Here is a 25,580-nt window from a genome sequence, read left to right on the forward strand (position 1 = left end):
GGCTACTTCTTCATCTGCTCCTTCAAGGCAGCGAGCTTTGCGAAAGGAGAATCCGGATCAATCGGCTTTTCCTTGCGCGGCGCCTTTGCCTCGAAGCGCAACGGCTGCGAGCCGTTGCGATTGTTGTTGCGGTCGTTGCGATCCTTGCGGTCGCCGCGATCCTGACGATCGCCCCGCTGCTCGTTGCGATCGCCCCGAGCCTGGTGCGGCTTGCCGCCGTCGCGGCCGCGTTCGTGGCGTTTGCCGTCCCGGCCTTCGCCACGATTGCCTTCTGCGCCTTCACCCCCGCCGTGGCGGCGGTTGCCCTGCTGCTGACGGTCACCGCCGCGGCGTTCCCCGGGACTGCGTGCTTGGCGATGGTTGTCGTTGCGTCCGCCAAGACGCCACAAAAGGACAGGTTTCGGTTCGACAGGTTCAGCGGCTTCCGCAGATTCAGCCGCGGATGCTTCGCTCGCCGCGGCCTCGACAGCCGGTTTTTCTTCTGCAGCCGGCGCTGCGGAAGCAGCTTCTTCCGATGTGCTGTCGGCATCGTCATGATCGGCTTTTTCGGCGGCCTCTTCCCCAGAGGTTTCGGCTGCCGGGGCAGCGGAAGCATCGTGGGCAGCAAGATGAGTTGCTGCATCCTCGGCCGTCACGGCATCGGCGCGATAGCCAAGGCCCTTGAGGATCTCTTCCATGTCCTCCAGCGTCGCGCCGAGGATCGAAAGCATCGCAGTGGTGGTCGTGAAGCGGCGGCCATCATAAGCGCCTTCCGGCCGGTTCGCCTGACCCGGCTTCCACTGCAGCAACGGACGGATGATATCCGCAAGCCGCTCGAGAATATCGATGCGAACGGCACGCTTGCCGAGAAACCGGAAACCAGCGAGCTTATAGAACGTGCGCTCGAAGCCCGGATCGGTCACGACGGACGTGCGGCCGGCAGCCAGCACCGGAATGAGATCGCCGTAGCCCGGTTTTTCAAGGCCGTCATTTTTCAAGGCCCAGAGCAGCGTGATGAGTTCAGCCGGAGCCGGCTTCAAAAGCGCAGGGACGAAAATGTGGTAGGCGCCGAAGCGAACACCATAACGGCGCATGGAAGCGCGCGCGTCCTGATCCAGCGACTTCACCTCTTCCGTCACATCGCGGCGGAAGAGCACACCGAGATTTTCGACGAGCTGGAAGGCGAGGCCCTTGGCAAGGCCCTGTAGGTCCTCAGCACGCGAAAGATCATCGAGCGGCTTCAAAACCGTGCTGATATGGTGATTGACGAAGCGTTCGACGCGGGCTGCAACGTGCTCGCGCGCGTTGCCCGTCAGCTGTTCGTCGGCAAGCAGGATGACGCGAGGACGCATGACGTGCTCGCTGCCCGCAAGGCGAGCAACCGGATCGCCGATCCACCGGATGAGGCCGTCGGCGCTGATCGCCAGATCGCTGTTGCCTGCAGCATGGAGGCGCGCGGCGCGCGCCTCGAATTCCAGGGCAAGCGCCTTTTGCGATGCCGTTTGGATCGCCTTGGCGTCCGATCCGTCCGCACCCGAAATTGGGGTAAACCGGAACCCGGACAACTGCCCCACATGATGTCCTTCAACAAAGACATCGCCATTCACACTGATTTCAGCTTCCAGCATCGCATTCTCTCTCAGGCGCTTCATGAGCACAGATGTCCTGCGATCAACAAAGCGTTTCGTCAACCTTTCATGTAACGCATCGGACAATCGATCCTCGATTTCCCGCGTCTTTTCCTGCCAGTGTGTCGGATCGGCAAGCCATCCGGGCCGATTCGACACATAAGTCCATGTTCTTATCTGCGCGATTCGCGCCGAAAGCGTGTCAATTTCGCCATCCGTGCGATCGGCTCTTTGCACCTGCTCTGCGAGAAACTGCTCGTTCACCGTGCCATAGCGCACAAGATCGGAAAAGAGCGTCGAGATCAGGTCAGCATGCTGTGCAGGGGTGATACGCCGATAATCAGGCAGCGCGCAAGTTTCCCAAAGCTTCTCCACGCGCTGCGGATTTGTAGCCAGATCTACGATTTCCGGATAGCGCGTCAGGTGTTCAAGCGCTTGCTGGTCGACGGCGGGCAAAGCCCGCGTCAAACCTTCAGCGCTCGGCGGACGTTCAAGACTGGCCCGCAATGATTGTATCGACGAGAAATCAAGCTCTTTCGTGCGCCACTGCAAGACCCTGACATTGTCGAATTCGTGCGCTTCTATCCGCTGCGCCAATTCCTCATCGAACGGCTGCACTTGGCCTGTTACGCCGAATGTACCGTCACGCACGTGGCGGCCGGCACGTCCGGCAACCTGGCCGAGTTCGGCAGGATTGAGATTGCGGAACTGATAGCCGTCGAACTTGCGGTCCTGCGCGAACGCCACGTGATCGACATCGAGATTGAGGCCCATGCCGATCGCATCGGTCGCGACGAGATATTCAACATCGCCGGCCTGATAGAGCGCAACTTGAGAATTTCGGGTGCGGGGACTGAGGGCACCGAGAACAACCGCAGCACCCCCTCGCTGACGGCGGATCAATTCGGCAATGGCGTAGACCTCATCTGCCGAAAAGGCGACGATCACCGAGCGCTGAGGAAGACGGGTGATCTTCTTTTGACCCGCGTAGAAGAGGTGCGAAAGCCGCGGCCTCTCAACGACCGTGATGCCCGGCAGGAGTTGCTGCAGGATCGGCCGCATCGTGTCGGCCCCTAAAAGCAGCGTTTCGTCGCGGCCTCGCAAATGCAAAATACGGTCGGTGAAGATGTGGCCGCGCTCGAGGTCGCCTGCAAGCTGGACCTCATCGATCGCGACAAAGGCGGCCTTGGTTTCGCGCGGCATGGCTTCGACCGTGCAAACCGAAAAGCGCGCAGTCGGCGGCGAGATCTTCTCCTCGCCGGTCACGAGGGCGACATTCTGCACTCCCACCTTTTCGACGACACGCGTATAGACTTCACGTGCCAGCAAACGCAGCGGCAGGCCGATCACGCCGGTGCCGTGGGCTACCATGCGCTCGATGGCGTAATGGGTCTTGCCCGTATTGGTGGGGCCGAGCACCGCGGTCACGCCGCGCCCGCTCAGTATCATGGGCTGCGATGTCAGTGTCATTGTCCATGCAAGTGAGGCGGGGGAGCCTCGAGGTCAAGTGCGCTCCGTTCCCGAAGCAGACAACACATGGACAGCCGGCCGGCTAAACGCAAGAGCCGTCTTCCAAAATCAGCTGCAAACTTGATTCAGGAAATGCCGCTAAGTGACTGTTTTAAGATTCGGAACAGCGTGAGAACGAATCAGCGACGAATCGGCGACCCGCGGTGATTCAGCTTTTGTTCACGGCTAAGTATTGGTTTTGAATCAGTTTTTCCTACTAGATGCTGATTTGGCATCAGGCGCTGGATAGCGCGAAATGCTGCTCGGGTTAACGTTCTTTCCCGAGAGCGAATATGGACGAGAAACAGCTGGGAAAATTGCCGGGAATTGAGGCTGCGGCCGAATCCGGAACGATCGGCGGCCAATCCCAAGGGCAATGTTTGCGTCAGGTTTCGGAAGCCGGATTCATATTCGACGAACGCTTCACGCGATCGCATTAACATTTCGATCAAATCCGGAACGAATCGCTGACGAATCGGCGACATCGCGATTTTCCCGGTTCGTTCACCGCAACATATTGTATTGAATTCGAATTTTAACCATAGAACCACGACGACGCGTTGGTCGCCCGGTACTGCCATCGACGGTCCTTTTAACGATTGACGCTTCTCTTGATCACCGTTCTTGACCCCCGTCCTAAGCAGAAAACCGGTGCCGCCTGCATATTGGGAGCTTAGCCGGGAACAAAAATCGCGGATGCGTGTTTATTGTCCATTCGGACTTACGATGAGTTGAAGGAATCGCAACATGCTCGGAACGATACTTCTCATTATCCTTATTCTGCTTTTGATTGGTGCTCTCCCGAATTGGGGATACAGCCGTGGTTGGGGCTATGGACCTTCCGGGGGTTTGGGGCTAGTTCTCATCATCATAATTATCCTTGTCTTAATGGGCCGGATTTAACGGCTAGGTAACTGGGAGTGAAAGTCATGATGAAAAAAATTGCGATTGTAGCCGCCCTTGTAGGCGCCCTTGCATCCTGCACGCCGACGGAAAGAGGGACGGCCATTGGCGCTGGTACCGGCGCAATCATTGGCGGTGCTGTTAGCGACAGTTGGGGTGGCGCTGCAGTCGGTGCGGTTGCTGGCGGCCTTGCTGGTGCTCTTATCGGCCAGTCCGTGGAACGCCGCGGCTACTGCGTCTATCGCGACCGCTACGGTCGCCGCTACGAAGCACGCTGCCCGCGCCGTTACTAAGTATTGCCGTTAAAATGAAAGCAAACGGGCGCCATCGGCGCCCGTTTGTTGTTGCGTGTCATCAAAAGCATGTCGACGACCGGTCGCGAAGGTCAAATTCTACTCCACCACAGGGGTGAGCGATATTCCTTCCACAACACGGCAACGGTTGCCGTTCAGGCAAGGAATGCCTCCATGGTTCAGATCATTTTGAATGCCGCTGTCGCCGATCTCGTTGCAGCAGCGTTACGCACGATAGCTTCTGGTACGCTTTGCGCCGGCGACAGCCGTCCGCAAAGCGTACCAGTCAGGGCAAATATCAGGCGTCCGCGCGGCAACTAAACGAAGAACTGCCCGCCGTTCGCCGAAAGCGTCGAGCCGGTGATAAAGCCGGCATCGTCGGAGATGAGAAAGGCAACGCAGCGCGCGACCTCCTCCGGCTCGCCAAGGCGCCCGACCGGAATCTGGGGAATGATCCGCTCGTTGAGCACTTTCTCCGGAACCGCAAGAACCATTTCCGTGCCGATATAGCCAGGGCAGACGGCGTTCACCGTAATGTTCTTCGCTGCCCCCTCCTGGGCAAGTGCTTTCGTAAAGCCGAGATCACCCGCCTTGGCAGCCGAATAGTTCACCTGCCCCATCTGACCCTTTTGGCCATTGATGGAAGAGATGTTGACGATGCGTCCGAAGCTGCGGTCGCGCATCCCGCCCCAGACGTGGTGCGTCATGTTGAAGAGGCCGGTAAGGTTTGTATTGATGACCTCATGCCATTGCTGCGGCGTCATCTTGTGAAACATTGCGTCGCGCGTAATGCCGGCATTGTTGACCAGCACTTCGATGCCGCCGAGTTCTGCCTCCACCTTTGCGACCCCTTCGCCGCAAGCGACGTAATCGGAAACATCCCACTTGAAGACCGGGATGCCGGTTACGTCATGGAAGGCCCTCGCCTTCTCGTCGTTGCCGGCGTAACTGGCGGCGACCTTATAGCCCGCATTCCTAAGTGCCATCGAAATGGCGGCACCGATGCCGCGCGTGCCACCGGTGACCAAAACCACTCTGCTCATGCTTCGCTCCCCTCTCGGTCATTCGCCTTTGATCAGGCGCTCTCGAATTATCAATCGCATACTATTCAAAATGCCTCGAAGCACATGGCGACACCCATGCCGCCACCGATGCAAAGTGTCGCAAGACCCTTCTTGGCACTGCGCCGCTTCATTTCGAACAGCAGCGTGTTGAGAACCCGCGCTCCGGACGCACCGATCGGATGACCGATCGCGATTGCGCCGCCATTGACGTTGACGATCGCCGGATCCCAGCCAAGATCCTTGTTCACAGCGCAAGCTTGAGCGGCAAAGGCCTCGTTCGCCTCGACCAGGTCGAGATCGCCTACGGACCAGCCAGCCTTCTCAAGCGCCCTGCGCGACGCAGGGATCGGGCCAGTACCCATCACTTGAGGATCCACACCAGCCGTCGCCCAGGAAACGATGCGTGCCAGCGGCTGGATGCCGCGCCTTTCGGCCTCCGCTTCCGTCATCAGGATCGCGGCTGCCGCGCCGTCATTGAGGCCCGACGCATTGCCAGCCGTCACCGTGCCCTCTTTGTCGAAAGCCGGACGAAGCTTGCCCATTGAATCGAGTGTTGCACCGTGACGGATATACTCGTCCGCATCCACGGTGACATCGCCCTTGCGTGTCTGGATGACGAAGGGAACGATCTCATCCTTGAAGCGGCCTTCCTTCTGGGCCGCTTCCGCCTTGTTCTGAGAGGAAACCGCAAACTGATCCTGGTCGTCGCGGGAAAGTTGCCACTGGCGGGCGACGTTCTCGGCGGTGATGCCCATGTGGTAGCCGTAAAAAGCGTCTGTCAGGCCGTCCTTGATCATGGTGTCGACCATCTTCATGTCGCCCATCTTCGTACCGCCACGCAGATGCGCGGCATGCGGAGCCATTGACATCGATTCCTGGCCGCCGGCGACTATGATCTTCGCATCCCCCAGCGCGATCTGCTGCATTCCCAGAGCGACCGCCCGAAGGCCCGAACCGCAAAGCTGGTTGACGCTCCAGGCGGTAGCCTCGTTCGGAACGCCCGCTTTTATGGCGGCCTGGCGCGCTGGATTTTGGCCTTCGCCTGCTTGCAGCACCTGGCCAAGGATAACCTCGTCGACCTCGGCTGCGTCGACGCCTGCGCGTTCTAGCGCAGCTTTGAGGGCGGCAGCCCCAAGCTCATGCGCCGGAACCGTGGCGAATGCACCATTGAAAGAGCCGACCGCTGTGCGGGCCGCGCTGGCGATGACGATGGATGAACTGCTCATAAAGGCCTCCTCGTTTTCCTTCAGCATACATAGGTCGAAACTGGCAAAGCTTCAGCCCTAAGTCAAACGAGAAGGCGACTGCGGTGATTTTCGCTGCGGCTTGCGAATGTGCGAATTATCCCTTTTCTCAAAGGGGTTGCCGCATCGCACAAAGAGATTGTCACCAGGCTTCTTTTGCGTCTACAGTCTGTTACGGAGGAATATCCATGACAATCAGACGGGGTTCAGGAGACTGATATGGCGAAGAACGAGGGTCAAATAGTCATCAAGAAATACGCCAACCGCCGCCTCTACAATACAGGCACCAGCACCTATGTGACGTTGGAAGATCTGGCGGAGATGGTGAAGAGGGGAGAGGATTTTACCGTACAGGACGCAAAGAGCGGTGATGACATCACACATTCCGTTTTGACCCAGATCATTTTCGAACAGGAATCAAAAACCGGAAATACGCTGCTGCCGATTTCCTTCCTGCGCCAGCTCATCACTTATTACGGCGATCAGATGCAGATGGTCGTTCCGAGCTTTCTTGAACATTCCATGCGCGCCTTCACCGAACAGCAGGCGCAGATGCGCGAACAGGTGAACCGCGCCTTCGGCGAGTCACCGCTCGGCAAGAACCTGCAGCTGCCGATTCAGATGGTCGAGGACCAGGTCCGCCGCAACACCGAGATGTTTCAGAAGGCCATGCAGATGTTCTCTCCCTTCATGACACCTCCCGCCAAGGAAACGAAGAAGGCCGAGGCGAAGGATATCGACGAGTTGAAGGAACAGCTGCGCGCCCTGCAGAACAAGCTCGACAATCTCTAAGGTTCAAAGCCCGATCGAAACATCGCGGCCGGCACTGCGGATCGAGACTGCAAACCCGCCGATCACGTCGATCAATGCAATCGTCATCAAGATGAAGAAGACCTGTGTTGCCGCATCCTGGACGAGAAGGAACTCGACCAGGAAGGCGATGAAAACCAGCATCGACAACATGTGATTGACAAGGCTGCCGGATCCATTGCGGGTGGCCTTCAATATCTCGAAGAACAGGATGACCAGCGCCACGACGATGAAGAGATCGCCGAGCGCCATGCTCCAGATCGCACCGGAGATCATCGAAAGCACCATGATGTCATGCTGGAGCGCGGGAATGCCTCCGCCACCCATCAAACCGGCCATCGTCATGTTGTAAAGAATAAACGGGATTACCATCAGCGGCATTACAGCGATCATTGAGCCATGTCCCCTATTTCGACGGGAATACTGCAGCAGATCACAGCACCACTTCAAGGCATGGGAAGTACAATAGTGCTCAAAAGCAAAAAGGCCGGCGTTGAAGCCGGCCTTTTCAATCCTGGCTGTGCCAGATTTTGGGAGCTTTATGCGCTTTCCTTCGGCGTCAGAACCTGGCGGCCACGATACATACCGGTCTTCAGATCGATATGGTGCGGGCGGCGCAGTTCGCCGGAATTCTTGTCTTCCACGTAGGTCGGAGCCTTCAGGGCGTCTGCAGAACGGCGCATACCGCGCTTGGACGGGCTCGTTTTTCTCTTCGGTACAGCCATTTTACGTACTCCAATTCACAGGCAACACATTCCCGGCCAAGCTGGCGGCCGAAACGGACGTATCGCGATTTCGGAAATTTTGCGCGCTTATACATGCCTTGCGGGTGGTTGACCAGTCCCCAAACAGATTTTTTGCGATTCTCGTGAATTCAAGCTCAGAGCTCGTCTTTCGGCACGATCCAGGGCTCGGCTTGGGCCGCAGCTTCCCACTTCAGCCAGGCAGGATGCGCCTTTAACGCCGCCATATAGTTCAACGTGTCGCTGGCAGTTACAAGGTCATAGGTATCGAAGCGGCTGACGACCGGCGCAAACATCGCGTCGGCGGCCGAAAATTCGCCAAACAGAAACGGTCCGCCCGAGCGGCCGCGCAACTCGCGGAAAATGGTTTCGATCCGCACGACATCATCCATTACGCCATCCGCAGGTGCGATCTTGCCTCGCTCGCGCCGGATATTCATCGGACAGGCGCCTCTGAGCGCTCGGAAACCCGAAAGCATCTCCATCGAGACCGAACGCGCCACCGCGCGCTGTGCGCGATCCTCGGGCCAAAGCCCCGCCTCGGGATGGAGCTCGGAGACGTAGTCGATGATCGAGAGCGATTCCCATACCCGCAGGCTGCCATGGAATAGAACCGGCACCCTGCCCGTGGGAGAGATCTCCCTGATGCGCGGATTGCCTGCGGGAAAATCAAAGGGGATCAGAATTTCTTCGAACGCAATGCCCGTTGCTTCCATCGCAATCCATGGCCGGAACGACCATGAGGAGTAGTTCTTGTTTCCGATATAGAGGGTTAGGCTGTCCATGAAGCATCCCTAAATTGATTTCGGGGCCGAATTTAGCGGCGCCCGGCTAACGCGACCAATGAATAATTCATGCCTCAATCATAAAGACATCTGATGTAATCGCCGGAACCTTGAGCGCGGCGCTCGATGACTGAGGCAAGCGTGCGAAGGCCGCGGCGGGGCTTTCCGGCGTTTCGGTCGATCGGGTTCGGGAGAGAAACGGCCAAAAGCGCTGCTTGGCGTCGCGAGAGCTTGGAAGCCGGTACCTTGAAATGATAGCGCGCCGCCGCCTCGATGCCGTAGATACCCGGTCCCCACTCCGCAATGTTGAGATAGATCTCCATCAGCCGGCGTTTGGTCCAGACGAGGTCAGAGGCGACCGCCAGCGGCAGTTCAAGTGCCTTGCGCACAAAGGAGCGTCCATTCCACAGAAACAGGTTCTTTGCCGTCTGCATCGGGATTGTGCTGCCGCCGCGGGTCGCTTCGCCGTCGAGGGTCTCTGCGACCAGCTCCTGCATTTCACCCCAGTCGACCCCGCCGTGGAAACAGTATTGACCATCCTCCGACATCATCACGGACTGAACGAGAACCGGCGAGATGTCGTCCAAAGAGACCCATTGCCGGTCGTAGCCGCGCAGGAGCACGATGTCGCGCAACATCAGCGTCGAGACGGGATGAATAAAAGGGATCAGATAAACAAAGATCAGAACATAAGGCAGGACCAGAAATCCGGCGGTCGCAAGGACGATGCGCGTCATGATCGACCGGCTGCGCAGCCAAGCGAACAAACGGCGATGAGCCGGCATCGCAATGCTGTCCTCTCTTTCCGGCGATATGTCCAATATGTGTATGCCCAACACCTGTTCCCTCCGCTCTCATAGCGTTTGCTGGTCGTGAAGGCCAGATGCAAAGGAAATCTTGCTGTGATCATTGACAATTCCGTTGCAACGGCGCCACTGCTCATGCCAAAGAGCGCGCATGGTCGCGAGCTCCGAAGCCTTCGATATCCGTTTGAAGACCAACGCCCAAGAGATCGAGGCGTTGCTGGACGCGCTGCTTTCCAATGACGTGCGAGAGGATGAGATTGCCCGCCCTGAAAGCCTGAGGGCGGCGATGCACTATGCGGTGCTGAACGGTGGCAAGCGGCTTCGCCCATTTCTCGTCGTGGAGAGCGCGCTGCTCCTGGGCGGAGACAAAGAGGCGGCCTTGAGAGTGGGTGCAGCACTTGAATGCATTCACTGCTATTCGCTCGTTCATGACGATCTTCCAGCGATGGACGATGACAAGCTACGCCGCGGCAAACCGACGCTGCACATAGCCTTCGACGAGGCGACCGCGATCCTTGCAGGAGACAGCCTTCTGACCTACGCCTTCGACATTATCGCCGCCGACGAGACGGGACTTCCAGAGCAAAGCAAGGTGGCGCTGGTCCTTGCGCTTGCGCGCAGCGCTGGCCTGGGCGGAATGGCTGGCGGACAGGCACTGGATCTTGCTGCGGAAAAAAACACACCGGATGAACGCGGCATCGTTACATTGCAGGCTATGAAGACGGGAGCGTTAATCCGCTTTGCTTGCGAAGCAGGCGCGATGATCGCCGGCGCCTCGAGCGACGATCGCAAGCGCCTGCGCGCTTTCGGCGAAAAGATCGGTCTTGCCTTCCAGCTCGCCGACGATCTTCTTGATGTCACATCAGACGCCGCCACCATGGGCAAGGCGACCGGCAAGGACGTGGGCCGCGGCAAAGGTACTCTCGTCTCTCTGCGTGGTATCGGATGGGCCGAAGCCGAGCTCCGACGCCACGTCGAGGATGCGACACAGCTGTTGGAGCCTTACGGCGATGCCGCTGCGACGCTCGCCGCCACCGCGCGTTTTGTTGCCGCTCGAAAAAGCTGACGCAGCAGCGGCAGGCGAGACACCTGTCGGCATCTAGCGGCTGAGCTCATTCAGCAGCGGTCTTTTGACCGAAGCGCCTTTCGATATAGTCGATGACAAGCGCCTCGAAATCCGAAGCAATGTTCGGCCCGCGCAACGTCAGCGTCTTCTTGCCATCAATGAAAACGGGCGCGGCCGGCGTCTCGCCGGTGCCAGGCAGCGAAATGCCGATATCGGCATGCTTGCTTTCGCCCGGCCCGTTGACGATGCAGCCCATCACCGCGACGTTCAGGGCTTCCACGCCCGGATATTTCTCCCGCCAGACCGGCATGTTCTTGCGGATATCGTTTTGAATATTCTGCGCCAGTTCCTGGAAAACCGTCGATGTCGTTCGGCCGCAGCCGGGACAGGCAGCGACCACCGGCACGAACTGCCGGAAACCCATAACCTGCAGCAGTTCCTGTGCCACCTGCACTTCGCGTGTACGATCGCCATTCGGCTCCGGCGTCAGCGAAACGCGGATCGTATCGCCGATGCCGTGCTGCAGAACGTAGCCCATGGCAGCCGACGAAGCGACGACGCCCTTGGTGCCCATTCCTGCTTCCGTGAGTCCGAGATGCAGCGCATGGTCCGAGCGCTCGGAAAGCATGGAATAGACAGCGATCAGATCCTGGACCTGACTGACCTTGGCCGACAGGATAATGCGGTTTCGCGGCAGGCCGATTTCTTCGGCAAGGGTGGCCGAGATCAATGCCGATTGCACGATCGCCTCGCGCGTCACCTGACGAGCCGAAAGCGGCGAACCCGCCTCGGCATTCTTGTCCATCAGCGCCGTCAGCAAGTCCTGGTCGAGCGAACCCCAGTTGACGCCGATACGCACCGGTTTGTCATAGCGGACCGCTGTCTCGATGATTTCGGCGAACTGCTTGTCCTTCTTGTCCTTGAAACCGACATTGCCAGGATTGATGCGGTATTTCGCCAATGCTTCGGCGCAGGCCGGATGATCGGCAAGCAGCTTGTGGCCGATATAGTGGAAATCGCCGATAAGCGGCACATCCATGCCGAGGCGCAGGAGCCGCTCGCGAATCTTCGGAACGGCAGCAGCGCTTTCGTCACGATCGACGGTGATGCGCACGAGCTCCGACCCCGCCTTGAAGAGGGCGGCAACCTGCGCAACCGTGGAATCGATATCCGCCGTATCGGTATTTGTCATTGACTGCACGACAACCGGCGCACCGCCGCCGACGACGACGCCGCCCACGTCGACCGCGACGGAAGCGCGGCGCGGTTTCGGATCAAAATCGGTAGGTGAGGACATAGATAGAGCTCTTGAACCCTTAAATTCGTGCCTTTCAGGTGGATCATACCCGCTTTCTTGTCAACGCCCAAAGCATCACTTTTGCTTGGCTGACCTAGTGCCCGCCGCCGGAGATGCCGTCCGCGTAGCGGGCAAGCTTCGAAAAGATCAGCACCACGACCAGCAGGACGGGCAGCGCCATGAAGACGGCGCTAAAGCCGACATGCTCGGCTGCAAAGCCGATTGCAGAGGGTGCAACCAGCATGCCGGAATAGCCCATGGTCGTGACGACCGAAAGGCCGATCCCGGCCTTCAGGCCAGGGACATTGCCTGCCGCGGAAAAGGCGATCGGCACCATGTTCGAAATGCCGATGCCACAAAAGGCAAAGCCGACAATGGCAAGCTCGGCATTCGGCGCAAGGGCTGCGATCAGCATGCCGGCGATGGCAAAGAGGGTGCAGACGCGCAGCGTCTTGACGCCGCCGAGCTTGTCGCGCACCAGATCGCCGGCGAAACGCATGATTGCCATTGTCAGCGAGAAGGCCGCAAACCCGAAACCGGAAAGAGCAACGGATGCATTCATTTCCTGGCGGAGATAGAGCGCACCCCAGTCGAGCACGGCACCTTCCGGAACCATCGAAAAGAGCGCCATGAGCCCGAGCAACCATGGCAGAGGCGTCATCGGCAGGCGTGTTTTTTCTTTCTTCTCATCCGGATGCGGCGGATCGGCAAGGATCATCGGCCAGGCGATCACGAGGAAAACCAACGTGAGCACGGTAGCGAGCTGCGCATGGCCAAGAACGCCGAGCTTGGCGATGACGAAGCCGCCAAGGCCCGAACCGATCAGGCCGCCAAGGCTCCAGAAGGCATGGCAGGACGACATGATCGCCCGGCGCATCGACTTCTCGACGGCAACGGCGTTGGCGTTCATTGCGACGTCCATTGCGCCGATGAACCCACCAAACAGGAAGAGCGCGATTGCGCCGGTAACAATATTCGGCGCCACCGTCAGCGCCAGAAGAATTGGCAGTACACAGGCCGCGGTTGCCCGCGACACCACGTGCGAGCCATGCTTGGCGATCTGCGCCCCGGCAATCGGCATCAATGTCAATGACCCAAGGCCGAACACCAGGATCATCAGCCCGAGCTGGAATTTCGTCAGTTCCAGACGCTCCGCGAAATCCGGAATCTTCGGAGCCCAGCAGCCGACGACAAAGCCGTTCATCAGGAAGAGCAGCGACACCGCAACCCTGCTCTTCGGCAGGAAGCCACGCCGCACCCCTTGGGCCACATTCATCGGATTATCCATTGTATTCCCGTCTCCTCCTGCAGTCGGCCCCTTAAGGATCCGACTCAAAGTTATTCATCGCGCCTTGCGCGCCTTGACAGTCCGGCAGCCCCGCTCGCGATAGGCCGCAAGCAGCGCCTCGTCGGCATCGTCCTCCACGACGAGGCATTCGCAATGGGCGACGGGCAGGACGCCGTGCGGCGCCGCTGTACTGAATTTATCCGAGGTTACTGCAACCAGCACCTTCCGGCTTCGCGACGTCGCGAACCGCTTGAACTCGGCGTCCTCGAAACCGAATGTCGTGACGCCCGCTTCCAGATCGATGCCGCAGGCGCCGAGAATGCAAAGGTCTGGCGAGATCTGCTCCATGTCCCGCATTGCCTTGGCGCCGAGTGCGCCGCCCACCTGCCGGTCGACCATTCCGCCGATCAGGATGACATCGACGCCGCCGTTGTCTATCAGCGCTGCGGCAATTGCCGGAGCATTCGTCGCAGCCGTCAGCGCCATGTCTGATGGAAGGGCTTTGGCAATCGCCAGATTGGTGCTTCCCGCATCAAAAAATATCGTCGACCCGGGCGTAATCTGCGAGACGGCGGCTTGGGCCAGCAGTTGTTTGCGATCGAGGGCAATTCCCATTCGCTGCTTGAGGCTCCCGCCGGCAGGCGAAACCGGCAGCGCACCGCCATAGACCCGCTCACAGAGCCCGGCAGCTGCCATCTCGCGCAGATCGCGTCGGATCGTATCTTCGGAAACCCCGAATTCCAGCGCGAGTTCAGCCGCAAGCACACGGCCGTTCGCCTGAAGCTTGCCGGATATGATGTTCTGCCGCTCCTTCAACAGCATCTCGGTCGTATTCATGCCTGTTTAGCTCGCATTTGGCGCCATATTCTGAGAACGTGCATAAACGTATATGAACGTGCACACAATAGGCACGGCCACACGTTTTCTGACAGCCTGAAACAAGCCGCGTCAAAATCCAGCCAAATGAGAAAAATATTCGCAGTCGCCCAATTTCTTTGCAGTTTTCTACGCTTCGCCACGCCCTATTTTCTGCAATCTATCTGTCATCCAATTTCTCCCACATGGACCCGCAAACATGAAACTCCTCAAGACCATCGCTGCCGCGGCCTTTATCTCGGCCACTGCCTTCGTCTCCGCCCAGGCCGGCGAAAATCTCAACGCCATCAAGTCCGCAGGCGTTTTCAAGATCGGTACGGAGGGCACCTATGCGCCATTCACCTACCATGACGAAAGCGGCAAGCTCGTGGGGTTCGACGTCGAAATCGGCGAAGCGATTGCCGCCAAGATCGGCGTCAAGGCCGAGTTCGTTGAAGGCAAGTGGGACGGCCTGATTGCCGGCCTCGACGCCAAGCGCTACGACACCGTCATCAACCAGGTCGGCATCACCGAAGCCCGCAAGCAGAAGTACGACTTCTCCGAGCCCTATATCGCCTCCAAGGCGGTGCTCATCGCCCGTGCAGACGACGACAGCATCAAGAGCTTCGCCGACCTGAAGGGCAAGAAATCTGCCCAGTCGTTGACAAGCAACTTCGGCAAGCTCGCCGAGCAATCCGGCGCAGAGCTCATCGGCACCGAAGGCTTCGACCAATCGATCCAGCTCGTGCTGACCGGCCGCGCCGATGCAACGATCAATGACAGCCTCTCTTTCCTGGACTTCAAGAAGCACAAGCCGGACGCAAATGTGAAGATTGCGGCCGAGCAGGAAAACGCCGACTACTCCGGCATCATCATCCGCAAGAAAGAGCCGGAACTGCTCGAGGCGATCAACAAGGCACTGGCAGACATCAAGGCAGACGGCACCTACAAGAAGATCGCCGATAAATATTTCGGCCAGGACGTATCGAAGTAAGCGCTTCGAAAGGGCGGTTTCCTGCCGCTGGCACATCCTCTATATCTGCTGAAGAGCGTCCAGCGAAAAGCCGCTGGACGCCCTTTCATTAAGGAAACACACCTGTGCCGCACTGGCTTCAACTGATGGCGGAATCGCTCCCCACGCTTTTGTGGGCCGGCCTGATCTTCACCATACCGCTGACCCTGCTCTCCTTCGTCTTCGGCCTGGCGCTCGGGCTGGTGACCGCCGTGGCACGCCTCTTCGGCCCGGCTCCCATCGCCTCAATCGCGCGGTTCTACGTCTGGGTCATCCGCGGCACGCCGCTGCTCGTGCAGCTCTTCGTCATCTTCTACGGCCTGCCGAGCCTCGGCATTCTGCTCGACGCCTTTTCGGCGGCTCTGATCGGCTTCACGCTGAACATCGGCGCTTACAGCTCCGAAATCATCCGGGCGGTCATCTCCTCCGTTTCGAAGGGACAATGGGAAGCTGCCTATTCGATCGGCATGAACTGGCGGCAGGCGATGAGCCGCACGATCTTGCCGCAGGCCGGTCGTGTCGCCGTGCCGCCGCTTTCAAATACCTTCATTTCATTGGTCAAGGATACGTCGCTGGCGGCGGCAATCACCGTGCCGGAGCTTTTCCAGGCTGCACAGCGCATCGTTGCGACAACCTATGAGCCGCTGATCCTTTATATCGAGGCAGCGCTGATCTACCTCGTTTTGAGCTCCGTGCTCTCAGCGCTGCAGGTACGGCTCGAGCGCCGCTTCGCGCGCTACGGCGGCATGCTGGAGGCAAATGCATGATCGAGCTTTCCAACATCGAAAAGCGCTTCGGTGATGCCATCATCCTAAAGGATATCAGCATCCGCATCCCCGAAGGCACCGTCACTGCCCTCGTGGGTCCCTCCGGCGGCGGCAAGAGCACGCTGCTTCGCTGCATCAACCTGCTTGAGATTCCGACAGCTGGTTCGATCCGGATTGGCGAAGAGACGCTGGATTTTGTGCCGGGAAGGAGGCTTGGTTGGCAAGCGATCCAGAAGATCCGCCGCCAGACGGGCATGGTCTTCCAGAATTTCCAGCTCTTCCCACATCAAACCGCGATCGAAAACGTCATGGAAGGCTTAGTGACGGTCCTGAAATGGCCGAAAGAAAGGGCGCACGCCCGCGCTATGGAACTGCTCACCAAGGTCGACATGGCGCATAAGGCGGATGCCTGGCCCTCGACACTTTCCGGCGGCCAGCAGCAGCGCGTCGCGATCGCCCGTGCGTTGGCTCCGTCGCCGCGCGTCCTTCTCTGTGACGAGCCGACTTCGGCACTCGATCCCGAACTTTCGGCGGAAGTCGTCGATGTTCTCGGCCGGCTGGCCAGCGAAGGCACGACCATGGTCATGGCGACACATGATCTGCGGCTCGCCTCGAAGATCGCCCACAACGTCGTGTTTCTGGAAGCCGGAAACGTCGTCGAAACCGGCACGGCGAAGTCCATCTTCACGGCGCCGGAACGCGAGCGCACCAAACGCTTCATCTCGACGATCAACGCCGCACATACCTACGATATCTAGACTACGCCTAGGACCGGCTGACCCGTTTCACAATATCGAGGATTGCGTGCGTTATCGTCGCTCGATCTCCGCGTTGGATTGGGTGATCTGTATCGTGGATGGATCGAGCACGTTCATCCATTCATCCATCCATTTCCACACAATAAGTCCGGTGGTCCGCGAGCCACTCATCACGTCCATGAATCGATGGCATCTGACCGATTCATAAGTGTCGTTGCACGCGTACTAGGCGGACCGGCGGCTCTGTGAAAAATAGCAGTCCCGGCACCACGCCCGATCAAGTTCGCTATTGAGGAACTAAAATCTAGGTAGTGAGGTATGGATGGCGAATCTTTTCCGGTCCCCAAACCCACGAAACCGTGATTACTTTCAGCTCTGTCCAGCAATAGCGGCCCTTATGCTTACTTGAATATTATGCACATCACGGGCGAAAAAGGTCTGAGTGATCTTTGACTTTGGGAGGACGCGATGACAGTTCCAACGCTGGATCGCGGGTTTGGCCGTGTGGCTTTCGGGGCCGATCCGTCCAATTATCATGCTGCCCGCCCGCGCTATCCTGAAGAGACATGGCAGCTGTTGCGCGAGCGTTCTGACCTTGGACCCGGCATTGATATTCTGGAGATCGGCGCTGGTACTGGGCTTGCAACGGCAGAATTGCTGGCGCACAAGCCGCGGCTGCTGGCAGCGGTTGAACCTGACATGAGGCTGGCAGAGTTCCTGCGAACCTCGATCGCGGTTGACTGCCTGCAGGTGCTCGCGCTGCCCTTTGAAGACGTAAACCTGGAGCCTGCCTCGTTCGACCTGGTTGCAAGTGCGACGGCGTTTCACTGGCTGGACGCTGCGCCTGCTCTGAAACGAATTCATGGATTGCTGCGACCAGGCGGGGCCGTCGCCCTTTGGTGGAACGTCTTTGGCGATGAAAGTCGGCCCGATCCCTTTCATGATGCCACCAGGCATTTGTTTGTAGGCCATCGTGCCAGCCTGTCAGCGGGTGGGCCCGACAGTTCTCCTTATGCGCTTGATGGGGATGCACGAATTCGGGAGATCACAGATGCTGGGTTCATACCCGATCCTCCTGAATTTATCCGCTGGACATTGAGGCTTGATGCGTCCGGCGTACGCAGCCTTTATGCCACGTACTCTAATGTTTCCGCCCTTGCGCCTACAGAGCGGGCCCATCTGCTCGATGCCTTGGCCGAAATTGTTAAGGGGCAGTTTGCGGGCCGCGTAGATCGCAACATGACAACTGCAATCTATACCGCCCGGCCCGCTTAGCTCCAGACAAGCGCTGCCGGTTGGGACGCTTTTCCGGGATGAAAAGATAGGATTTCGTGCGATCCAGCTCCGACGGCTCAAACGCTTGCCCGCTAGAGGGCCGCCCCGAGAATGACTTTTCGGCTACGGTTTTAAGCGTCAGACTTCACCACTCGGCCCCGCGCCACGGCACTCGTTTACTTCGAGCGCGCCGCTTTCAGCGCATTGCCCCACCAGGCCAGCTGATCGAGCTGCTTGCCGGCGGCATCGACAAGGTGCTGGTAGTCGTTGAGACTTTTACCTTCCCTGGCAACACCGATATATTCGGGCAGAGAAATATGGACGCCCGTCTTCACCGAAGCCGCGCCCATTTCTACGAAGATCACGCGAAGCTGTTCGACGGCACGCGCAGCACCGACACCGCCATACCCAACGAAGGCAACCGGTTTGTGGATGAATTCACCGAGGTCGATGGCATTCTTGAGCACGGCCGTCGGGCCGTGATTGTATTCGGCAACGGTGAAGATAAAGGCGTCGAACTCGCGCAGCTTCTTCTTCCAGCGCTCCGCCGTCTCGCTCTCAGCTTCCAGCGCACGTGCTTCACCGAAGAATGCCATGGGGTAGTCGAGGAGATCGAGCACCTCGACCTCAAATTCCGGCCGCCGCCCGGCAATCTCGGCAATCCACTTCGCCGGATGATCGGCAAAGCGGCCGATGCGTGTGCTTCCGACGATTACTGCAATCTTGAGGTTGTTCATTTTCGGCCTTTCCTGTCCATTACACGAAAGGGCGGCCCAGGGGCCGCCCTAGCCTTTCGGCTTCCGGTTAGCCGGTATAGCTTACCAGCAGGTCCTTGGCGTCGATCTGGTCACCGGCCTTGACGAGCACTTCGGCGATCGTGCCGTCCTTCTCCGCGTGGATCGCCGTCTCCATCTTCATGGCCTCGATCGAAACAAGCACGTCGCCGGCGCTGACTGCCTGGCCCGGCGAAACAAAGACTCGAGAAATCACCCCCGGCATCGGCGCGCCGACATGGGCGGTGTTTCCAGGCTCGGCCTTCCGGCGGGCGGCAGCACCGGAAGCGCCATGCGCACGATCCGGCACCTTGATGCGGCGCGGCTGGCCGTTGAGCTCGAAGAACACCGTCACCATACCCTGGCTGTCGGTGCCGCTCATCGCCTGATTGACGATGACCAGCGTCTTGCCCTTTTCGATATCGGCAAAGAGTTCCTCGCCGTCCGCCAGACCGTAGAAATAGGCGGGCGTCGGCAGGACCGAGACCGGGCCGTAGGTGTCGGAAGCCAGTGCGAAGTCGGTGAAGACCTTGGGATACATGAGGTAGGAGGCAAATTCGAAGTCATTCACCGTGCGTTCGAGTTTGGTCTCGATCTCCCGGCGCTCGGCATCGAGATCCGCGTCCTCGAGCAATGAACCCGGACGAACGGTATAGGGCTTCTCGCCCTTCAGCGCCTTCTTCTGCAGCGCTTCCGGCCAGCCGGACGGCGGCTGGCCGAGATCGCCCTTCAGCATCGAAACGACCGATTCCGGAAACGACACCTCCTTCTCCGGGCTGACGACATCGGCAACCGTGAGGTCCTGCGACACCATCATCAGCGCCATATCGCCGACGACCTTGGAAGACGGCGTCACCTTGACGATGTCGCCGAACATCTGGTTGGCGTCGGCATAGGCCTGCGCCACCTTGTGCCACTTCGTCTCCAGCCCAAGCGAGCGGGCCTGCTCCTTGAGATTGGTGAACTGGCCACCGGGCATTTCATGCAGATAGACTTCCGATGCCGGCCCCTTGAGGTCGCTTTCGAAGGCTGCGTACTGGTTGCGGACCGCTTCCCAGTAGAAGGATATGCGTCGGATCCATTCCGGATCGAGCCCCGGATCGCGCTCGGAACCGCGCAGGGCTTCGACGATCGAACCAAGACAGGGCTGCGAGGTGTTGCCGGAAAGCGCATCCATGGCGGCATCGACCGCGTCGACGCCGGCATCGACGGCCGCAAGCACGGTCGCAGCCGCAATGCCGGACGTATCGTGCGTATGGAAATGGATCGGCAGGCTTGTTGCGTCACGCAGGGCCTTGAAGAGCACCTTTGCAGCAGCAGGCTTCAGCAGACCAGCCATATCCTTCAGTGCAATGATGTGAGCTCCGGCCTTTTCGAGCTGAACGGCAAGGTCGGTGTAGTATTTCAGATCATACTTCGGGCGCGCCGAGTTCAGGATATCGCCGGTATAGCATATCGCCGCCTCGCAGAGCTTGTTCTCTTCAGCGACCGCATCCATCGACACGCGCATGTTTTCGACCCAGTTCAGGCAGTCGAAGACGCGGAAGAGGTCGATGCCACCCTTTGCGGCCTGCCGGACGAAGTATTTGACGACATTGTCCGGATAGTTCTTGTATCCGACGCCGTTGGCGCCGCGCAGCAGCATCTGCAGGAGCAGGTTCGGTGCGCCTTCACGGATCAGCGCCAGACGCTCCCATGGATCTTCCGTCAGGAAGCGCATGGAAACGTCGAAAGTCGCACCCCCCCAGCATTCGAGCGACAGCAGGTTCGGTAGCGCATGGGCATAGGTCCCGGCGACGCGGGCGATGTCGTAGGTGCGCATGCGCGTCGCGAGCAGCGACTGATGGCCATCGCGCATCGTCGTATCGGTTATCAGCACGCGCTTTTCGTCTCGCATCCACTCGCCGAACTTCTTCGGGCCGAGCTTGTCCAGACGCTGCTTGGTGCCGTCCTGGACCTTGCTGCCGTTGGCATAGGGAACGACCGGCTCTGCAGCATTTTCCAGCGGCCGCGGCCTGTCCTTGGCTTCGGGATGGCCATTGACGGTCACATCGGCAAGGTAGGTCAGAAGCTTCGTCGCGCGGTCCTGACGCTTAACCTGCTGGAAAAGCTCCGGCGTCGAGTCGATAAACCGGGTTGTATAGCTGTTGTCCTTGAACTTCGGGTGTCCGATGATCGCTTCAAGGAAGGTGAGGTTGGTTGCCACGCCGCGAATGCGGAATTCACGCAACGCCCGGTCCATGCGCGAGATCGCCTCGAGCGGATTCGGCGCCCAGGCCGTCACCTTGACGAGCAGCGGATCGTAATAGCGGGTGATGATCGCTCCGGAATAGGACGTGCCGCCATCAAGACGGATGCCGAAACCCGAGGCCGAGCGATAGGCAGTGATGCGGCCGTAGTCCGGGATGAAGTTATGTTCCGGATCTTCCGTCGTGATGCGGCACTGCAGCGCGTGGCCGTTTAGCTTGATATCCTGCTGCTTGGGAACACCCGATTCCGCTGTACCAATCGCGTAGCCATCGAGGATATGGATCTGTGCCTTGACGATATCGATGCCGGTCACGACTTCGGTGACCGTGTGCTCGACCTGGATACGCGGATTGACTTCGATGAAGTAGAATTTTCCGGTATCGGAATCCATCAGATATTCGACGGTGCCGGCGCCGATATAGTTCGTCGCCTCGGCGATCTTCAGCGAATAGGCGGCGAGCTCCTGGCGCTGCGCTTCCGAAAGATACGGTGCCGGCGCACGCTCGACGACCTTCTGGTTGCGGCGCTGGATCGAGCAGTCGCGCTCGAAGAGGTGCACGACATTGCCGTGCGTATCGCCAAGCACCTGGCTTTCGACGTGGCGGGCGCGCTCGACGAGCTTTTCGAGATAGACTTCATCCTTGCCGAAGGCGGCCATCGCCTCGCGCTTGGCTTCAGTTACCTCACGGGCAAGATCCTTGGCGTCGCGAATGGCGCGCATGCCACGCCCGCCGCCGCCCCAGGAAGCTTTCAGCATGACCGGATAGCCAATCTCCTCGGCCATGCGGGCGACTTCCTTCATGTCGTCCGGGAGCGGATCGGTTGCCGGAACCACTGGCACGCCGACCGAGATCGCCAGATTGCGCGCGGCGACCTTGTTGCCGAGTTGCCGCATTGTATCGGCCTTCGGGCCGATAAAGGTGATGCCCGCCTTGTTGCAGGCATCCACGAATTCAGGGCTCTCCGACAGCAGGCCATAACCCGGATGGATGGCATCGGCGCCGGATAGCTTGGCAACGCGGATCACTTCATCGATCGAAAGGTAGCTTTCGATCGGCCCGAGATCGCGGTCAAGATGCGGGCCGCGGCCGACCTGATAGCTTTCGTCCGCCTTGAAGCGGTGCAGCGCCAGTTTGTCCTCTTCCGCCCATATCGCGACCGTTTTTATCCCCAGCTCATTGGCCGCGCGGAACACGCGGATGGCAATTTCGGAACGATTGGCAACGAGTATCTTGGATATGGGCAATGCGCTCTCCTCACGGCATCGAAACGGGCAATGCTGCACCCGCGAAGAAAATTCTTAACGCGCCGTTACAGAAAGTTCAATTTCCCTTGCGAAATAGAATTTCCCAAATGCGAGGGGTCGCGGGCTAAATTAGATAACGAGCCCGTGCCGGAAAGCCAGCGCCACCGCCTGCTGGCGGTTCTTGGCCTTCAGCTTGTCCTGCAGCCCATTCATATACCAATCGACCGTGTGGTTCGATATGCTGAGCACCTTGCTGATCTCCATCGAGGTCAGGCCGTCGGCTAAATAGTGCAGGATTTCGAGCTCGCGGCGCGTCAGCGGCATTTTGAGCAACGAAGCGCTTTCGAGTGCCTTCGCTTCGCCCTTGAGATCAAGCAGCCGCCAGAACGCTTTGCGGGCAACAGTTTCGAACAATGACATCTCCACCGGCGACAATTCGACAGGCTCGCCGCCGACGCTCAAGTTTCCGAGCACGCCGCTCTTGCCGTGAATGGGGAAGATGTAACCGTCGCGCAGGCCGTGGGCATCGGCATCCCTCATCATCTGTTCCATTCGCCGCTGGTGCGGATCGCGGCGGTAGGCGGCTAGGCTTTCCTTCCATCGAAATGGCCTTTGCGCCTGCGCCAGATACCGGACTGTTGGATCTATGAGGACATATTTTTTTGCAACATATGTTTGCGGCCACTTCTCGGGCCAATGCCCGGCAAGTACGAGACCCCAGGGATCTTGGCTCTGCTTCAAATGACGCAGCAATCCATAATATTCGAAGCCATAGGAATGAACGATCCGCCGAAGTTCCTCAACGACGGTTTCGGGCTTCGTGCATTCCTCTATGACGACGAGCAATTGAACCAAAGAATGAATATTCACAAAAAGCCCCTTGCCCGGCAATGGGCGATCGGTGAAGTCCGTCGACCGAACCACCTGAACGCGGCAACGACGGTCTTCAATTAAAAAACTGGCTTCATATAAAGTTTATGGATTGCTAAAGCTTGGTTTAAATACAAGTGGAAATTGTTGCACTCCCCGATCGGTTGAGCAGCTTTGCGCTGCGGTTATCCTGTCGCATCTTGCAAAAACACGTCACCTGAATGCGCCGTTAATCGTCGGTTCAGGTGTCTTTTCATAGCATCGCGCCATCCCGTTCTTTGCAGATGCACACAAGAGGTACCGCCGTGTCATTATTCAAGGTCTATGCAAGAGCTTTGCGCTACCTTGGCGCCTACAAGCTCCGCGTATCCCTGGTGGTCGTAGCAAACATTGTTCTGGCTGCGATCACGATTGCGGAGCCTGTTCTGTTTGGTCGCATCATCGATGCCATTTCAGGCAATGGCGAGGTCAAGCCCATTCTGTTCATGTGGGCCGGATTTGCCGTCTTCAATACGATCGCCTTCGTTCTAGTCGCCCGCGAGGCGGACAGGCTGGCCCATGGCCGGCGCGCGACTTTGCTGACGGAAGCATTTGGCCGCATCATCTCGATGCCGCTCTCCTGGCATCACCAGCGCGGCACGTCGAACGCGTTGCACACGCTGCTGCGCGCTTGCGAAACGCTCTTCGGCCTCTGGCTCGAATTCATGCGTAACCATCTCTCGACCGCCGTCGCCATTGCGCTTCTGGTGCCGACTGCCATGGCCATGGACTTGAGATTGTCCGGCGTGCTGGTCGTGCTTGGTCTTGCCTACTGGCTCATCGGCCGTCTGGTCATGAGCCGCACGAAGGACGGACAGGCTTCGGTCGAGAACCACTATCACACCGTTTTCTCGCATGTGAGCGACTCGATCAGCAACGTTTCGGTACTGCACAGCTACAACCGCATCGAAGCGGAAACCAAAGCGCTCAAGGGCTTTGCCGACCGTCTGCTGCAGGCTCAGTACCCGGTCCTCGACTGGTGGGCCCTTGCCGGTGCTTTGAACCGAATGGCATCGACCATCGCCATGATGATCATCCTTGTGATCGGCACGCTTCTGGTGCAGGCCGGCGAACTGCGGATCGGTGACGTCATCGCCTTCATCGGCTTTGCAAACCTTTTGATCTCGCGCCTCGACCAGATGCGCCAGTTCGCTACGCAGATTTTCGAAGCCCGCGCGAAGCTTGAAGACTTCTATACACTCGAAGATTCTGTTCGCGAGCGCGAAGAACCGGCGGGCAACGCCGACATCAAGGATGTCAAGGGCGAAGTCGAATTCCGCGACGTATCCTTCGGCTTCGGCAACTCGTCGCAGGGCCTGCACAATGTCTCCTTCTCGGTGAAGGCTGGCCAGACAGTCGCGATCGTAGGCCCGACAGGTGCGGGTAAGACGACGCTCGTCAATCTGCTGCAGCGCGTCTACGATCCAGACAGCGGCCAGATCCTGGTGGATAGCCACGACATCACCAAGGTCACCCGCAGATCGCTGCGCCGTTATATCGCCACCGTGTTCCAGGATGCGGGTCTGCTGAACCGTTCGATCAGCGACAATATCCGCCTTGGCCGCGAAGGTGCCAGCGAAGAAGAGATGCGCCGTGCTGCCGAAGCGGCAGCCGCGGCCGACTTCATCGAAACGCGCGAGGAACAGTATGACACGCATGTCGGCGAACGTGGCAACAGGCTCTCGGGCGGGGAGCGCCAGCGCGTAGCCATCGCCCGCGCCATCCTCAAGGATGCACCGATCCTGGTTCTCGACGAGGCGACCAGCGCGCTGGACGTGGAGACCGAGAATCGCGTGAAGGCTGCGATCGACAACCTTCGCCAGAACCGCACCACCTTCATCATCGCGCACCGCCTCTCGACGGTTCGTGAGGCAGACAAGGTGCTCTTCCTCGACAATGGCCGGATCGTCGAACAGGGCAGTTTCGATGAACTCAGCCACAGCAACGGCCGCTTTGCAGCGCTGCTTCGCGCCAGCGGTATCCTGACGGACGAGGAAGTCCGCAAGGCTCATACGACCGAAGCCGCTTAACCAGCTTCGAGAATCGAAATTGCAAGGCCGGAGGGAAACTTCCGGCCTTTTTTTCGGGTTAGAAATTCGGGATGCGCTGCAAGTGAGATCGTTGCCGGAATGCACCCAAGACCGTATATCCGAGTTCGTGCCTGAGGTGGCTCGCCCTGCACTGGTCTTCCGAGGGTTGCTCGGATAGGCGGTAGCCAACCCGCGCATCAGAGCTTGATCAACGACGTCCTTGAGTTCCGCCTCCACCGATGCGCGACTATCATCCTCGGCCGTTCGTTCGAGCGGGTGGTTATCTGCGC

24 protein-coding genes are annotated in these 25,580 nt (G+C 59.0%); 10 read left to right on the plus strand and 14 right to left on the minus strand.

Features of this window, described 5'->3' with window-relative positions:
* Positions 1-2: 2 nt before the first annotated feature.
* Entirely contained in the window at positions 3-3,077 is a 3,075-nt protein-coding gene (locus RGR602_RS19545) for a helicase-related protein (protein ID WP_039846457.1), read from the minus strand.
* Between the two features lie 179 nt (positions 3,078-3,256).
* Entirely contained in the window at positions 3,257-3,697 is a 441-nt protein-coding gene (locus RGR602_RS37335) for a hypothetical protein (RefSeq protein ID WP_170250309.1), read from the minus strand.
* A gap of 166 nt (positions 3,698-3,863) precedes the next feature.
* On the opposite strand from RGR602_RS37335, the gene RGR602_RS35920 reads away from it, so the two are divergent.
* From RGR602_RS35920 to RGR602_RS37340, 3 genes are all read left to right on the plus strand, one after another.
* Entirely contained in the window at positions 3,864-4,019 is a 156-nt protein-coding gene (locus RGR602_RS35920) for a DUF3309 family protein (protein WP_022717477.1), read from the plus strand.
* A gap of 26 nt (positions 4,020-4,045) precedes the next feature.
* Positions 4,046-4,312, plus strand: coding sequence for a YMGG-like glycine zipper-containing protein (locus tag RGR602_RS19550; RefSeq protein ID WP_039846458.1), 267 nt, complete (start codon positions 4,046-4,048; stop codon positions 4,310-4,312).
* A 174-nt stretch (positions 4,313-4,486) separates the two neighbouring features.
* On the plus strand, positions 4,487-4,633 hold the full coding sequence (locus RGR602_RS37340; protein ID WP_166677501.1) for a hypothetical protein: 147 nt from the start codon (positions 4,487-4,489) through the stop codon (positions 4,631-4,633).
* On the opposite strand, the gene phbB is transcribed toward RGR602_RS37340, so the two are convergent.
* Both phbB and RGR602_RS19565 read right to left on the minus strand, forming a co-directional pair.
* The gene (phbB, locus tag RGR602_RS19560; protein WP_039846460.1) at positions 4,630-5,355 is read right to left on the minus strand and encodes an acetoacetyl-CoA reductase; all 726 of its coding nucleotides are present in this window, start codon (positions 5,353-5,355) and stop codon (positions 4,630-4,632) included. The two genes, RGR602_RS37340 and phbB, sit on opposite strands and share 4 nt — an antisense overlap.
* Positions 5,356-5,420: 65 nt before the next feature.
* Entirely contained in the window at positions 5,421-6,602 is a 1,182-nt protein-coding gene (locus tag RGR602_RS19565) for an acetyl-CoA C-acetyltransferase (protein ID WP_039847042.1), read from the minus strand.
* A 237-nt stretch (positions 6,603-6,839) separates the two neighbouring features.
* Here RGR602_RS19565 and phaR point away from each other — a divergent pair, with 237 nt between their 5' ends.
* Positions 6,840-7,412 carry a polyhydroxyalkanoate synthesis repressor PhaR gene (gene phaR, locus RGR602_RS19570; protein ID WP_039846461.1) on the plus strand — a complete coding sequence of 191 codons (573 nt, stop codon included), beginning with the start codon at positions 6,840-6,842 and terminating at the stop codon, positions 7,410-7,412.
* Positions 7,413-7,415: 3 nt separating this feature from the next.
* Here phaR and RGR602_RS19575 read toward each other — a convergent pair whose 3' ends face one another.
* From RGR602_RS19575 to mtgA, 4 genes are all read right to left on the minus strand, one after another.
* The gene (locus RGR602_RS19575) at positions 7,416-7,823 is read right to left on the minus strand and encodes a hypothetical protein (RefSeq protein ID WP_039846462.1); all 408 of its coding nucleotides are present in this window, start codon (positions 7,821-7,823) and stop codon (positions 7,416-7,418) included.
* A gap of 146 nt (positions 7,824-7,969) precedes the next feature.
* A complete protein-coding gene (rpmF, locus tag RGR602_RS19580; protein ID WP_003543812.1) occupies positions 7,970-8,155 on the minus strand; it encodes a 50S ribosomal protein L32 in 186 nt (61 codons plus the stop codon).
* 155 nt (positions 8,156-8,310) lie between these two features.
* Positions 8,311-8,958 carry a glutathione S-transferase family protein gene (locus RGR602_RS19585; protein ID WP_039846463.1) on the minus strand — a complete coding sequence of 216 codons (648 nt, stop codon included), beginning with the start codon at positions 8,956-8,958 and terminating at the stop codon, positions 8,311-8,313.
* A gap of 74 nt (positions 8,959-9,032) precedes the next feature.
* Positions 9,033-9,779, minus strand: coding sequence for a monofunctional biosynthetic peptidoglycan transglycosylase (mtgA, locus tag RGR602_RS19590; RefSeq protein ID WP_170250312.1), 747 nt, complete (start codon positions 9,777-9,779; stop codon positions 9,033-9,035).
* A 136-nt stretch (positions 9,780-9,915) separates the two neighbouring features.
* On the opposite strand from mtgA, the gene RGR602_RS19595 reads away from it, so the two are divergent.
* A complete protein-coding gene (locus RGR602_RS19595) occupies positions 9,916-10,830 on the plus strand; it encodes a polyprenyl synthetase family protein (protein WP_039846464.1) in 915 nt (304 codons plus the stop codon).
* Positions 10,831-10,876: 46 nt separating this feature from the next.
* On the opposite strand, the gene ispG is transcribed toward RGR602_RS19595, so the two are convergent.
* From ispG to RGR602_RS19610, 3 genes are all read right to left on the minus strand, one after another.
* Positions 10,877-12,127, minus strand: coding sequence for a flavodoxin-dependent (E)-4-hydroxy-3-methylbut-2-enyl-diphosphate synthase (gene ispG / locus RGR602_RS19600; protein WP_039846465.1), 1,251 nt, complete (start codon positions 12,125-12,127; stop codon positions 10,877-10,879).
* A gap of 94 nt (positions 12,128-12,221) precedes the next feature.
* Positions 12,222-13,415 carry an MFS transporter gene (locus RGR602_RS19605; protein WP_039846466.1) on the minus strand — a complete coding sequence of 398 codons (1,194 nt, stop codon included), beginning with the start codon at positions 13,413-13,415 and terminating at the stop codon, positions 12,222-12,224.
* 54 nt (positions 13,416-13,469) lie between these two features.
* Positions 13,470-14,252 carry a DeoR/GlpR family DNA-binding transcription regulator gene (locus RGR602_RS19610; RefSeq protein WP_039846467.1) on the minus strand — a complete coding sequence of 261 codons (783 nt, stop codon included), beginning with the start codon at positions 14,250-14,252 and terminating at the stop codon, positions 13,470-13,472.
* A gap of 238 nt (positions 14,253-14,490) precedes the next feature.
* On the opposite strand from RGR602_RS19610, the gene RGR602_RS19615 reads away from it, so the two are divergent.
* The 4 genes from RGR602_RS19615 (at position 14,491) to RGR602_RS19630 (ending at position 18,082) form a co-directional block, all read left to right on the plus strand.
* Positions 14,491-15,264: an amino acid ABC transporter substrate-binding protein gene (locus RGR602_RS19615; protein WP_039846468.1), complete on the plus strand. Its 774-nt coding sequence runs from the start codon at positions 14,491-14,493 to the stop codon at positions 15,262-15,264.
* A gap of 104 nt (positions 15,265-15,368) precedes the next feature.
* Complete coding sequence (locus RGR602_RS19620) at positions 15,369-16,049, plus strand: amino acid ABC transporter permease (protein WP_039846469.1); 681 nt, start codon at positions 15,369-15,371, stop codon at positions 16,047-16,049.
* Positions 16,046-16,807 (plus strand): amino acid ABC transporter ATP-binding protein, encoded by a 762-nt coding sequence (locus RGR602_RS19625; protein ID WP_039846470.1) that lies wholly within the window; start codon positions 16,046-16,048, stop codon positions 16,805-16,807. Before RGR602_RS19620 ends, RGR602_RS19625 begins: the two co-directional genes overlap by 4 nt.
* 468 nt (positions 16,808-17,275) lie before the next feature.
* The gene (locus tag RGR602_RS19630) at positions 17,276-18,082 is read left to right on the plus strand and encodes a class I SAM-dependent methyltransferase (RefSeq protein WP_039846471.1); all 807 of its coding nucleotides are present in this window, start codon (positions 17,276-17,278) and stop codon (positions 18,080-18,082) included.
* Positions 18,083-18,258: 176 nt separating this feature from the next.
* Here the strand turns inward: RGR602_RS19630 and RGR602_RS19635 are convergent, their stop codons facing one another.
* The 3 genes from RGR602_RS19635 to RGR602_RS19645 form a co-directional block, all read right to left on the minus strand.
* A complete protein-coding gene (locus RGR602_RS19635) occupies positions 18,259-18,819 on the minus strand; it encodes an NADPH-dependent FMN reductase (RefSeq protein ID WP_039846472.1) in 561 nt (186 codons plus the stop codon).
* A 67-nt stretch (positions 18,820-18,886) separates the two neighbouring features.
* Positions 18,887-22,351, minus strand: coding sequence for a pyruvate carboxylase (gene pyc / locus RGR602_RS19640; protein WP_039846473.1), 3,465 nt, complete (start codon positions 22,349-22,351; stop codon positions 18,887-18,889).
* A 129-nt stretch (positions 22,352-22,480) separates the two neighbouring features.
* The gene (locus tag RGR602_RS19645) at positions 22,481-23,221 is read right to left on the minus strand and encodes a helix-turn-helix transcriptional regulator (RefSeq protein ID WP_039847044.1); all 741 of its coding nucleotides are present in this window, start codon (positions 23,219-23,221) and stop codon (positions 22,481-22,483) included.
* Between the two features lie 305 nt (positions 23,222-23,526).
* On the opposite strand from RGR602_RS19645, the gene RGR602_RS19650 reads away from it, so the two are divergent.
* Positions 23,527-25,290, plus strand: a complete 1,764-nt coding sequence (locus RGR602_RS19650; protein ID WP_039846474.1) for a glucan ABC transporter ATP-binding protein/ permease — start codon at positions 23,527-23,529, stop codon at positions 25,288-25,290.
* Positions 25,291-25,580 lie beyond the last annotated feature (290 nt).

The organism is Rhizobium gallicum bv. gallicum R602sp, from assembly GCF_000816845.1.
Taxonomy (GTDB): domain Bacteria; phylum Pseudomonadota; class Alphaproteobacteria; order Rhizobiales; family Rhizobiaceae; genus Rhizobium; species Rhizobium gallicum.